Source organism: Paenibacillus validus NBRC 15382 (genome assembly GCF_004000985.1).
GTDB classification, from domain to species: domain Bacteria; phylum Bacillota; class Bacilli; order Paenibacillales; family NBRC-103111; genus Paenibacillus_G; species Paenibacillus_G validus.
In genome coordinates, this window is the sequence record NZ_BIMH01000001.1 from 368,134 (window position 1) to 379,679 (window position 11,546).

An 11,546-nucleotide genomic window follows, 5' to 3' on the forward strand; every position below is an offset into this window, starting at 1 on the left:
CCTCATGGCTGATATTCTTCAAACATGTCTCTCACCTTTAAATAAGCAATATAGGCAATCAAAAAAGACACGTACCCGTCGATACGTGCCTTGCTCCTGGCTTTGTCTGGCTGTATGTTGTTGTTCGAGTCAATCTTTGCTGCCGTGTTTGTTGTACACCACCGGAACAATCCGTTATGGCGGCTGAACCGGATGATACCATCCTCAAACAGTGACTTAGTTTCCTTCATCGGGGCGGACAGCGTTTTTGCCCCTTGTGCTACCGGGAACGTCACTCCGCGTCCTTCTCCATCCTCTTTAGGGAAACCATTCATCTCCATGTCATCTACCCAGTCGCCACCGTGCCAGCGGTCATAGCCGACCTTCCAAAACGTCACGTCATACTTCTCAGCCAACTCTATATACCATGCCGTGACGTCCGATTTGCGAACCATGCTGCCTTCGCAGATGTGCAGCAACTCTTTGTTGAGCTGGTCCGTAGCGTTTGTGTTGCAGAAGCTCTCATATGCCATCTTATCAGCTTTACTGTTCTGCTCAATGCGCTGCCTGGCGATGAAGTACTTTTGAAAGAGATGCAGCTTGCCGTCAAACGGCACTAACGCCGACGCGCAACACAAGTCCGTTGTTTCAGCCATGTCCACCCCGCCGACCGCATACTTCCCGCGAATCATGTCCTCTGTCATATCAACAGCGCACCGATCTACCTTCTGCAGATCGAAGTAAACTACGCTCAAGCTGCTGGCCCGGTTCAGGTGCTTCGCCAGGAAAGACGGCATTTGTGCGGGATCTTCGAGCGCCTTTTGATACTCACCTTCAAGGTAGCTTATCGTTGGTCTACCCTCGCGTGTGCCGGGGTTGGCTTTAATCCAGCACGACCGGTCAGCAGGATCGTCATCATCATCGATCATGAAAATCATCGGAAACATGCGCTCTTTGCTCTTGCCTGAAAGAACCTTCTGGCAACGCTCTAGGACGCTGTCAAATATGCCTTCTCGTTCGAACCCGAACGTGGATATGATAACCCCTAGCGGCTGCGTACGGGCCCCTCCAGCGGACGAGAATACGTCATAAGTGTTCCGGTCCTTGATAGCGTGGCACTCGTCTATGATAAAGGCGTGAGGGTTTAAACCATCCTGCGAGTTACTGTTCTTGCTGCCTGCCTTCATGTAGCTGCCCGTGGCTGGAAATAACAGTATTTCGGAGTTATCCTTATCCCGTTTCGTTCGCCAATGTTTCCTCGGTTGATCCGGAGGCGTCAGTACATCGCTGGACGCAAGAAACGCCTTCGCGCTTTCGTAAACGATCGAGGCCTGCTGCTTCTGAGTAGCTAAGCACCAAATTTGCGCAGCCGGCTCCCTGTCCGCCATAAGCAGAAAGGTGGCGACGGCAGAAATAAACGTTGACTTGCCCCATTTTCTCGCGACAAACAAAACAAGCTCGCGGAAGTATCGCACCTCCATATCGAGCTCTTCGTCGTACATTTTAAAGCCGAAGATACAAGCGACAATGTATTTTTGCTCGATGGACAGTTCAAGTGGCTGGCCTGCCCAGCGTCCCTCCCGGTGCTTGACAAGTTTACAAAAGTCCACGAATGCTTCAACATCGATCGGATCGTACCAAACCGTTTTGCTTTTAAGTAATCTTTCGACCAGCTTTTTTAACGCCTTTATGTCCTTGCCGTGATTTTGCGGCTCACGCTCAACGTAATCATGCCAATCCCGGATATACTGCGGAACGTTATCCACCGGAACCACGCGCTAAAATTTTTTCAAACGAATCTTGCTTCTTCGGCGGTGGAAGCGGGGGCGGCGGCGGCGGATCTTCCGGGATAAGGTCAGTTAATTGTTTCATGATCGACACATGATTTTTGATCATCGTATTGAAAATTTCAACTTCAGGGCTCTTCTTAGTTCCCCACTGGTTCTCACCATTTTGATATTTCGATACGGCACCCTCATCATTGATCTTCTTTTGCAAATCCTCAAGCGTGACGGTCATGAATGCGGCGTTTTTGAGCAGTGAGTCAACAGCCTTCAGCGTATTTGTTGGGATGTTTTTGAAGAGATTTTTAAGTCTATTGTACTCCTTTGTAATCTTCTTATCTTTGCTTATTTCCTTCGGCACCGCTACACCCCCTCTACGTACGCGCATGACCCGCGAGTGATTTTGAAGCTCCCGAGTACGGTATCCTATATGTACCCGTAAATTATTGACCCCGGGGGGGTCGCAGCACTCATGGAGGTGGTGTCAAGAATATCTGTAGGCCATTGCTTCGATCATGCTTATGGTTATGGCAGTCAGTACATAGGTACTGAAGGTTGTCAGGGTTATACGCTATGTTCCAATCATGCTTATTGTCATCCGTCAGCTCGATGATATGATCAACGTCCTTCCCCTTCTTAATCCGGCCTTTACGCATGCACGCTTCACACAATCCATTCGCCCTGATAATGACGAACTGTCTTGCTCTTTCCCATTCGGCCGCCGCATATATTTCTGGATGCCTGGCCACAGACTTACACCTCCCTTTATTAATTTAAATTAATTAACCATTATGTGCCGTCATTTCTTACGCTGACGGCAATACCTGTTATGTGTAAGCTCCGGGCAGCCCGGTTGGTTGCAGGCCCTCTTCAGTTTTTGAGGCATACAAAGCACCTCCAATCGGTGGTATTTATACGTACTTAGTAACAAAGGTGGTGTTTAAAAAGAAAAGGGGCTCATAGTCGCCCCTCTGCCTAACGGCATTCACCCGCCCTAGATCATCGTCTGAAAACCGCCGATGACCGATATATTTTCGAACCTTATTTTTTAAATCGCGATAAAACATAAAAAACCCGAGCGAGAACATGTGCCTCGATACGGGTTTCGATAATCGTATAAATTTGAGCAAGACCGCACATTGCTGCGCTCGTGCTTTAAAAGAATATGTACTTAGTTACTAGAGAGGAATAACACCATTATACAAACGGGTCAAAAAAACAGTCAAGTCCGGTGTTTAATCAATTTCAGTCTAATAAGAACATCCATTCTACATCAGACGAGTTCTCGCTTGTTCTATCGCTGTTTTTCCCAAAGACTCAAAATAAGCATCCAGCCTCGCCTAATGCAGCTCTTTCATCTCGCGGCCCTTTGCACATACACAGAAGCCGTCTTTGCTGAAAAGGTGACGTCCGGTGTCGCTGCAGCCTTTGCAAGGCATTGATTTATTGCATCCTTCCACACACGGCCAGACGCAACCATCCTCATCTTCAAATTCTCCTGTATCTCCGCACCATTGGCAGTTTGCATTCGGATAAGGCTTGTATTCTTCTATGTCAGTGGTAACAGTAACTGTATCTATAAACCATCATCTCCCTAAACCAAAATAAGCGCATGTATTATACTTCCCGCATGCGCATCGGGGCAGGCACCCTGTGGATGCTGTTTAGGTTTGCGGCTCTCAGAGCTATTGCTCCCAGCCGACTTCCAATGACCGCTTCCCGACTCATCGGGAGCAACCTGCCCTGCCTACCCGCAGGCACGTCTGCATAGTGCTGTTTTTGGCACTCCAATGGATAGGGCTTACTGGAACAGGGATATATGTGATGCGCCGGAGCGCTGGTCACCGTTTATAAACGTGGGCAAGGATTTGCACCTTGCATGGTTGCTTTCGGGGAGCTACCCTCGATCGCTTGGACGACACAACCTAAGCTTTAGCGTCTACCCTATTCCGCCACCACGTTTCCGGCAATAAAAAAAAGCACCGCGGTGGGTGCTATTCTTTCTTTTCAGGCAGTTCTTTTTTCTTTTTTTGATCCTCTTCTTCTTCTTTTTGTTTAAGCTTCTTTTTCGCCTCCGCATCAGCTTGGTCTCTTTGATCAATGATCGCCCTCTGTTGACCGGTCAAATTCCTTGCGTCATATCTGAAACCCAATTAACTCACCCCCTCAACATTAAGTCTATGCTGTAGGAGGAAGCTTGTCAGTATGGTTTAACCTAAAGATTTCTTTATCCGCCTCTTGCTTACGCGGGCGGCATGCGCCTTCGATCCGCACCTTTGCCGTTGAAGTCACGGTCGAAAGGAGGCGCAGCCTCGTTACCCTCATCCTTTGCCCCGGATGAGGAGAGATACATAGGCTGCCTTTTAGGGAGATGCGGAGTAATCGAATGTTAGAAAAGGCACCCTCGGTTAGGAGAGTGCCTGTATAAGCGATGCAGGAGAAGCGGTAGCGAATCGCTTCTCTACGTGTCCGGCTGCTGCCCGAGCCGGTTGGGGTGTTGCTCAATTTCTTACATTTACAATATAACACGGGAAAAGGACCGCGTGGGGTTCAACAATTCCCGGATTGGGCCGTTTTTGGTTCATTTTTTTTGTGTTTTAGTCCGAGTAGGTCATCATTGAGAATTGTTCATTGTTAAGTACAACGTGCGGGTATCCTCTGTTGAATCAAAACTGCATTCACAGACGTTCCAACCGTTTCTCAGCAAGCCGGCCACTTTCACTAACTCTTCCGCAGCTGCTTGCTTATCAGTCATCTCAATGGCACAGTATTCATCTTTGTACTCATTAGAAAGATGACTCGCCTCTTCAATCCCCTCTTCCGGAATAGTTCCACTATTGAACCAAGCTACGTAATGTTCACTTGATATGCAAATATCAATTTGACAATCACTCACGTATTTGCCGAAGCAATGGTTTTCCAAGTCGAAGGCAAATTCAGCTTCGTCCAAATGAATAACCACGGTATCCCCTTCCAGGTAGTCTACCTTTACTGCAGCTTGCGCAATTGAAATCAACGAATTGGCTGAATCATTGGTGTTCAATTCTAAGCTGCATCTAACGCCGTATTTTTTCATTATCTCGAAAAGGTGAGTGACCTCTCCAGCACTCGAATAAATCATTTCGATAGGTCCCTCAAGTTTTTGTCTGGTCAATTCCATGGTTAATCGCTCCCTTAAGATTTAATATAATTTAAAATATGAATTTAAAATATGACGCTTACGTTTGATATTCTTAACGATCACCGCATGCTGCGCCGGACTACGATTAAACCAAAGCCGAGCCATTGTTTCCAGACTCATGCCTTCTCCCCATCCATCCCCATAGGCAATTATTCCAGGTACTTTTTAGGACGCCCGAACCCTGAGAACATGTTTCTAATTATATTTTCATAAAGATCAGGCGCATTGTATGTTTTGCTTTGAACGATCTTATCCCACGATGCATGGTCAAATGCATCCGGATCCCCGCCATTTCTAACAAATTCATCGAAGGCGTCATCTCGTTTTGCTTTGAGCCATAGAGTGAAAAGCCGCTCCTTTTGAAGGTCCACCCGCATGATATCAGCCAGTGTTGGCGGAAATCTATTTGAGTGCATGTGTTCGCGTAAATGCTTGACGGCCAGTTCATACGGATAATCAGCGAGCTCTGTTTCCCATAAGTTGATTAAATCCGCGTTGAGTTCCCATGTGGTGTAATTAGCGCATGCTAATCTGAGAAGTTCCTTTACTTCACTCGTGTTCATCGTTTATCTCCCTTCGACCCAAATTCATTGAGTAATCGGCCGGCTTCCCATTAAGAAGAAGTTCCTTGTTTCGCTCGAATCTCGACACTCGTTTTCGACCACTGCTGCTCGCTGAAGGCTTTTGGTCCATCTTCATTGCAAGCTGGACGTATTGCTTTCGTAATTTAGCCGGACTAAGGATGTTAATTTGCCAAAATGGATCCGCTGTAGCCCAATCGATCACATCCTTCAATTCCAGCGCATCTCGCTTATCGAGCTCCACGATTTTCCGGAATTCATCTGCCCACTTCTGCAAATCCGCATTTTCCACTAAATGACCCTTGTTATTGGCGTAAGCTGCTTCTTTTACTTTTTCATAAAAATAAACAGCCATTTGATAATACTGGTTGTCCTCGGAGTAAGTGGTTTTCTTGCTTCGAGAAGAAGAATTATTATTTATAATCTTTTTATTATCTATATTACTATATATAATACTATCTATAGACACCTGCTCAGCCTTAGAACCACAAGGGTTTGCGCCTTCTTCGACTTCCACTTTTCGTAACTCATCATTTACACTTTTCGTAACTTCCGAGTTACTTTTTTCGTAACTATCATCATCATAAAAGTTACTTTTTTCGTAAACCCCTTCTTTCGACTCATTTACACTTTTCGTAACTACTCCCTTAAGGTTAAGATGCAATAATTCTTCGAATGCCTCCTGATCCCAGCCACCCACATAATTGATATCCCATTCGGAATAATTCGGGTTCAGTGAGTAGTTGTGATCTCCATCCCAATGGATGACATTTGAATCCCTAAGAACAGAGAGTTCTTTTTTTGTGTCCTGAATGCGAACGCCACAGAGCTCAAAATATTTCAGCTTTGGAATATAGGCGCTCTCCCTTTGGCAGCCGTTAGAAAGACGGTGAATGAATTTGACAATCTTTTGCTGCCGCTCTGTTAACTTCCGACTGAAAAGCTGATCGTAAATGTTCATTTCAGTTATTATGAACGAAGTTTTTTTCTTTTGTGGTTCGCTCACTTTCCTCCCACCTACTTAGTGAAGCCCTGTATTTTGCTCAGCTTCCCCCGGAAACTCATCGAGAAACTTGCTGAGATGATTCAATGAAGACATTCGGCTCTTGTAAATGGCTCTTTGCCTGCGTGTCCTAGGAACAGCAATGTGCCTTATCCACGTATGATCTTTGTAGTCGCTTTTATCTTTCTCACGGAGGTATTGCATCGCTTCTCCGATCTCACTCTCACTCATCCAGTAAACGTAGAAATGGACATCTTTCGCCGGATCCTCTTTGTGTTGGAGCCAAAACTCAACTACTGCAATCCGTTCTTTCCGGTAGTTATAAGGCTTGAGACTTCTGTAAAATCCGCGGGATCGCTTCATTCTCTTAGGCATTTGCACCACTCCTTCAAATTGAATCAAAGAGATTCGTTTCCATTTCGTGCAAAGAGCGCACAGTTGTAAGTAGTTTCTCGACTGCATATGTGTTTTTGCAGCCATCGTCAAGCAAGGCACCTAGCGCATCCAAAACGTCAGTCTTGCATTGTGAAAGATGAAGCCATTCGCAGATCTGGAGATTGATGTTAGTCTGTTGCATATTTTATCCTCCCATGGAGGCAAAATACTCTTGCATTAAAGGACGCTAATAGGCTATAATGGCAAGCAAGAGCATTGCCTCGTGATATTTATGAAATCCTCTCGCGGTCCCGCTAAGAACTAACGAGTAGATTTCGGATTAGATGGACTCTCTCAATCGCCAAATTGAGGGAGTCTTTTTCATTTGAACGCTGCGTTTAATGCCATTCCCCAGGCACCAACGTGTGCCTATCAACTCCTCTTTTTCATAACATCGAAAACCTCTTCTTGAATGTCGTAATGTTCGGTTAGCAACGCGTATGCCGACATCGTTTTAAGCCTCTCTACGACCGTTTCAAGCGTTTTTAGAGCTCGTCCACCTGTAGCGACTTGGATGTAGTTATACGGCTCTGATGGGGCGTATACACCTTCCTGATTCGTGGGCACGACCTTTATTAAGTCAATCTCAGTGCCGTTGCTGCGGATCGCATTTGTTTGGTCGATAAGAAAGGCTTGGTGAGGCCTTCCTTGAAACGGTTTGACTTTGATTTTCTTCACTGAACTCGCCCCTTTCTGCTTGTACAATTTAGAAGCAACCTTGGTCCTGGCCTACTTGCTGGTGCTGCTGTTCCGCGCCCCCTGCTGCGCACACCATTGATCGAGCTCACGTCTTTTAAAAAATATCCTTGTGCGGACCCGGAAGAATGGAATTTGCTTGCAACGAACCATGTCATAAATAATCCACTTGGACACCCGCAAATATTCTGCTGCCTCACCAACATCAAGCGTTTCCTGCTCCGGAACCGCGGTGTTCGTTTCGTTCACATTGGGTGCTGCAGGCTGCTGCTGGGCTTGTAGGAGTTGAATTACCTGGAGGAGCAGCATTTCGACCGTCGGCTTTGGTTGATGGTCTGAGAGAAGCGTTTGGTGTAAAGGCAATATGGATGTGACATTCTTCGTATGTTTTTGCATATCTTACTCACCTCACTTTTTTATCATCTCCGCTTAATACGGCGACTTGCGATAATGCTCAGCAGCCTCTGCCAACGTGATCATGTCGAAACGGTTGTGCATAGCTCGGACAAGGCGCTGAATTTCTTTCTCGCCCATACCAATCCGCTCGGCCGCCATGATCGCATAGCCGAAGCAGCTCTGATTGCTCCATGGCTGCGGCGCCGATTGCTCCGCTGCTTTCAAACCGGCTTGATAGGCTTTGCTAAGTAGTTGCTCAACATCGTCCAGGAGTCGGATTGCATCCGGGGCCACACCTTGTGGGAAATGCTTGCGCTCAAGATCAATTCTCGTTTTAACAAATGACACGTTGTTCATTCTGCTCCTCCCTTCGATACAAAATTGCTATTCTTGAATAGCATCTTGGATAAAAAAAATTTCCCTAGGGTCCTTATTTAAAGCTGCACTAATAGACAACATTATATCCCCCTTTGGAATACGACCATGCAGTTCAATTTCTGTTATTGTTGTACGGCTTACTTTTGCACGTCTAGCTAACTCCGAAAGGGGCATACCTATTTCCTTCCTAATTACCCGTAGTTTGTTGCTATTCATGAATACCACCTCCTTGATCAATACTATACATCAGTGTTATCATATTTGCAAGTCCCGAATAGCAAAAATGTTCAAATTATAGGGGAGTGGAGATCATTTCAAATATAGGAGAGTTTTTAAGGGAGCTTAGGGGTAAGAGATCCTTAAGGGAAATAGAAAAACTTTCTGGAGTAAGTCATACGTATTTAAGCAGCCTTGAGAAAGGGTTCGATCCGCGTACGGGAAAAGAAAGGATGCCCTCTCCAGAAACATTAAAAAAGCTAGCGGAAGTTTATAATTATCCTTATCTTGATCTAGCTGAAAAAGTGGGAATTATAAGCGCGGAAGACAGAACAAAGACACTTGATTTAAAACGATCACTTGATGTAGTGGGTCTTGCTGAATTACTAATCAATAACTTATTTATGAAACACACAAAAAAACATCTAGAGAAAATTGAACCGCAATTAAATGAGGTGAAAAATAAGTACAAGAACTTATTAGGAGATACCTTTGAACTAACCCGTAACGGGATAAGAGAGTTTGCAAGGGAATTAGAAAAAACAGGTACGCATCAAGATATACATCATTTCGCTCGTTTCTTTGATGATATCAATATGGTGCTATTAGAAATTAATCCCCGTGAATACCCTTATGGAGATCTTTATTACGAAATAAAAAGTCCTTTGACATCTTACAAAGGACATGACCTAACCAATGAAGATAGAACAATAATTATGGCATTTCTTGATGGTCTTTTTGCTGACAGAATAAATAAGAAAAGTAAGTCGAGCCAGTCATAAAAAAACATTAACTATTAAATTTAAAATAGCGATCAGGGCTTCAAGGGAGGACTGATTCAACATGGGCAGCATCCAAAAACGCGGCACCAACTCGTGGCGCTTGATAGTTGAGCTTGGTTATGATGCCAAAGGAAAGCGGGTCCAAAAGAAAAAGACGATAAGGGTAGATGATCCTGCGCTGCTCCGGGCACCAAAGCGGCTAGAAAATTACCTGGACACCGAATTACGTAAATTCCAGCTTGAGGTTGAGGCCGGCACATACGTACGATTGGAGAAAATGACCTTCGAGGCTTTCGTCGAGCAATGGATTAGCAAGTTTGTTGACGTAGATCTTGAAGTGAAAACAAGAGACAACTACCTCTATCACACTAAGCGGCGCATTCTCCCCTACTTTGGTCACATGCATTTGGATCAAATCAAAACTATGCACATTAATGATTACATGGAATATCTGCGGAGCCCTGCAGCTCGTAATGACGGAAAAAAGGACAAGCCTCTCGGATCGGCGACGCTCGTATATAATTACCGTGTTCTGCGCAGTATTTTTACGAAGGCTGTAGATTGGCGGGTATTGAAGGATAACCCGATGGCCGGTGTGTCCAAGCCCAAAGAGGACGATGTAAAAGAAATGGAAGTGTACGATGAGCGTGAGATTGCGGCACTTTTTCAAGCTTTAGAGGACGAGCCTACACACTTGCGGGTACTGATCATGCTGGCGGTCACCACAGGGCTGCGCCGCGGCGAGCTGGCCGGGCTGGAATGGAAACATATTGACCTGGAGCGCGGCATCTTAGAGGTCAAAACGACGATCCCAAAACTAAGCAACGGCGAACCGGTTATTAAAGGACCAAAAAATAAGAAATCGGCTCGAAAAATCGCCCTCTCCCCTTCCGTCATTAAAGAACTGGAGACTTTCCGATCCGAGTGGAGGAAAGAGCGACTACAGATCGAGGACAAATGGGAAGGCGGCCAACATGAATTTCTCTTCTCCGCATTAAATGGCAAGCCGCACGATCCGCAGCGGCTAACAAAGCGTTGGATTGAGTTTCACCGTAAGCACGGTTTAAAGCCGATCAGACTGCATGATCTGCGGCATACATCGGTATCATGGCTCATCTTCAAGAAAGTCCATTCAGAGGCCATTGCAAAGCGTGTAGGCCACTCCAATACAAAGATGATGGAGATATATGGTCATATCTTCGAAAGCGTGGACAGAGAAGCTGCCAGTACCTTCGAGGATATCGTTATTCCATTCCGGAAAAAGGCCTAATCTTGGGTACCGAAAATGGGCACCGATTGGGCACCAAATTTTCAAAATCGAACAATAGTTCCCCAAAATCGTCATTATAATATTTACTAAAACCCGCAATATACAAAGGTTTCAGGACTGTGCCACATCATAAAAATCAGCAAATTTCACATCTCCCATGAAAGGGCCTCGTCGCGAGACGGGGCCCGAATTTTGTTATAACCCTCAATAAACCCTTGATAGATAAGAATTTTCTTGTATTCCTGATATTTCATCACGGTTGATTTTTTAATTTTTGTCCACCAAATCTCTCTGTAATCGTCTCAATCTAATTAATTTCCCCTAACGAAGGACAATTCCATTTGGATATGGAATTTCAACCACTATACTTTCAACATACCTTTCCAACAAAAATAACCAACACCCTAAAACGAATATCTTATTAATTCATAAATCGATCAGGATTAAATATTGGGGGATTCCAAGTTACAAAGGATTCGCAGTACTTTTCGCTCTATATCGGGTAGAGAGGGCCGGGTCGACTCCGACCCTCTCCGAGGAACCTTTTAGCGGTTGCCCCGGCGGCTGCGTTCCAGGATGAAACCGGATATCGAGTGGATGTTTTATAGATCCACCTGATGAGTCCGCAGCAGTAGCGGACGAAACAATCCCCACTTATGGGGACGGTCGCGGGATCCCGCCACGAGCTGGCCTGCACGGCACATAAATTTGTTCTTTGAAAAATAAAAAACTGACCTAATTAAAGGTCAGTAGGGAGACATTTATATATAGGCCCGGTGGGGGTCGAACCCACAACCTACCGGTTAAGAGCCGGTTGCTCTGCCATTGAGCTACGGACCTGAATT

14 protein-coding genes and 1 tRNA gene are annotated in these 11,546 nt (G+C 45.4%); 2 read left to right on the forward strand and 13 right to left on the reverse strand.

Annotated elements, in window-relative coordinates:
- Positions 1–2 precede the first annotated feature (2 nt).
- From PVA01S_RS01825 to PVA01S_RS01880, 12 genes are all read right to left on the reverse strand, one after another.
- Positions 3–1,745 carry a terminase large subunit gene (locus PVA01S_RS01825; RefSeq protein WP_218029620.1) on the reverse strand — a complete coding sequence of 581 codons (1,743 nt, stop codon included), beginning with the start codon at positions 1,743–1,745 and terminating at the stop codon, positions 3–5.
- Entirely contained in the window at positions 1,738–2,124 is a 387-nt protein-coding gene (locus PVA01S_RS01830) for a hypothetical protein (protein WP_218029621.1), read from the reverse strand. Before PVA01S_RS01830 ends, PVA01S_RS01825 begins: the two co-directional genes overlap by 8 nt.
- 109 nt (positions 2,125–2,233) lie before the next feature.
- On the reverse strand, positions 2,234–2,419 hold the full coding sequence (locus tag PVA01S_RS27685; RefSeq protein ID WP_412760916.1) for an HNH endonuclease: 186 nt from the start codon (positions 2,417–2,419) through the stop codon (positions 2,234–2,236).
- A 1,338-nt stretch (positions 2,420–3,757) separates the two neighbouring features.
- Complete coding sequence (locus tag PVA01S_RS26415; RefSeq protein WP_164751704.1) at positions 3,758–3,916, reverse strand: hypothetical protein; 159 nt, start codon at positions 3,914–3,916, stop codon at positions 3,758–3,760.
- A 461-nt stretch (positions 3,917–4,377) separates the two neighbouring features.
- Positions 4,378–4,923 carry a hypothetical protein gene (locus PVA01S_RS01845; RefSeq protein ID WP_127604676.1) on the reverse strand — a complete coding sequence of 182 codons (546 nt, stop codon included), beginning with the start codon at positions 4,921–4,923 and terminating at the stop codon, positions 4,378–4,380.
- A gap of 170 nt (positions 4,924–5,093) precedes the next feature.
- A complete protein-coding gene (locus PVA01S_RS01850) occupies positions 5,094–5,507 on the reverse strand; it encodes a replicative helicase loader/inhibitor (RefSeq protein ID WP_127604678.1) in 414 nt (137 codons plus the stop codon).
- Entirely contained in the window at positions 5,494–6,531 is a 1,038-nt protein-coding gene (locus tag PVA01S_RS01855; protein ID WP_244932868.1) for a replication protein, read from the reverse strand. The genes PVA01S_RS01850 and PVA01S_RS01855 overlap by 14 nt, the downstream gene beginning before the upstream one ends.
- Before the next feature lie 15 nt (positions 6,532–6,546).
- Positions 6,547–7,008 carry a hypothetical protein gene (locus PVA01S_RS01860; protein WP_127604680.1) on the reverse strand — a complete coding sequence of 154 codons (462 nt, stop codon included), beginning with the start codon at positions 7,006–7,008 and terminating at the stop codon, positions 6,547–6,549.
- 327 nt (positions 7,009–7,335) lie between these two features.
- Positions 7,336–7,641, reverse strand: a complete 306-nt coding sequence (locus PVA01S_RS01865; protein ID WP_127604682.1) for a hypothetical protein — start codon at positions 7,639–7,641, stop codon at positions 7,336–7,338.
- Between the two features lie 51 nt (positions 7,642–7,692).
- On the reverse strand, positions 7,693–8,055 hold the full coding sequence (locus PVA01S_RS27600; RefSeq protein ID WP_307720662.1) for an excisionase family DNA-binding protein: 363 nt from the start codon (positions 8,053–8,055) through the stop codon (positions 7,693–7,695).
- 33 nt (positions 8,056–8,088) lie between these two features.
- Positions 8,089–8,412 (reverse strand): hypothetical protein, encoded by a 324-nt coding sequence (locus PVA01S_RS01875; protein WP_127604684.1) that lies wholly within the window; start codon positions 8,410–8,412, stop codon positions 8,089–8,091.
- A gap of 27 nt (positions 8,413–8,439) precedes the next feature.
- On the reverse strand, positions 8,440–8,649 hold the full coding sequence (locus PVA01S_RS01880; RefSeq protein ID WP_244932869.1) for a helix-turn-helix transcriptional regulator: 210 nt from the start codon (positions 8,647–8,649) through the stop codon (positions 8,440–8,442).
- Positions 8,650–8,735: 86 nt separating this feature from the next.
- On the opposite strand from PVA01S_RS01880, the gene PVA01S_RS27120 reads away from it, so the two are divergent.
- Together PVA01S_RS27120 and PVA01S_RS01890 are read left to right on the forward strand one after the other, a co-directional pair.
- Positions 8,736–9,431, forward strand: coding sequence for a helix-turn-helix domain-containing protein (locus PVA01S_RS27120; RefSeq protein WP_244932870.1), 696 nt, complete (start codon positions 8,736–8,738; stop codon positions 9,429–9,431).
- A 61-nt stretch (positions 9,432–9,492) separates the two neighbouring features.
- A complete protein-coding gene (locus PVA01S_RS01890; protein ID WP_127604686.1) occupies positions 9,493–10,701 on the forward strand; it encodes a site-specific integrase in 1,209 nt (402 codons plus the stop codon).
- A gap of 768 nt (positions 10,702–11,469) precedes the next feature.
- Here PVA01S_RS01890 and PVA01S_RS01895 read toward each other — a convergent pair.
- A tRNA-Lys gene (locus PVA01S_RS01895) sits at positions 11,470–11,541 on the reverse strand.
- Positions 11,542–11,546 lie beyond the last annotated feature (5 nt).

Excerpts from the sequence above, each read along its gene's own strand:
- PVA01S_RS27685 (WP_412760916.1), bottom strand. The coding sequence starts at position 2,419 with ATGCGTAAAGGCCGGATTAAGAAGGGGAAGGACGTTGATCATATCATC.
- PVA01S_RS01845 (WP_127604676.1), bottom strand. The coding sequence starts at position 4,923 with ATGGAATTGACCAGACAAAAACTTGAGGGACCTATCGAAATGATTTAT.
- PVA01S_RS01850 (WP_127604678.1), bottom strand. The coding sequence starts at position 5,507 with ATGAACACGAGTGAAGTAAAGGAACTTCTCAGATTAGCATGCGCTAAT.
- PVA01S_RS01860 (WP_127604680.1), bottom strand. The coding sequence starts at position 7,008 with ATGGCTGCAAAAACACATATGCAGTCGAGAAACTACTTACAACTGTGC.
- PVA01S_RS27600 (WP_307720662.1), bottom strand. The coding sequence starts at position 8,055 with ATGCAAAAACATACGAAGAATGTCACATCCATATTGCCTTTACACCAA.
- PVA01S_RS01875 (WP_127604684.1), bottom strand. The coding sequence starts at position 8,412 with ATGAACAACGTGTCATTTGTTAAAACGAGAATTGATCTTGAGCGCAAG.
- PVA01S_RS01880 (WP_244932869.1), bottom strand. The coding sequence starts at position 8,649 with ATGAATAGCAACAAACTACGGGTAATTAGGAAGGAAATAGGTATGCCC.
- PVA01S_RS01890 (WP_127604686.1), top strand. The coding sequence starts at position 9,493 with ATGGGCAGCATCCAAAAACGCGGCACCAACTCGTGGCGCTTGATAGTT.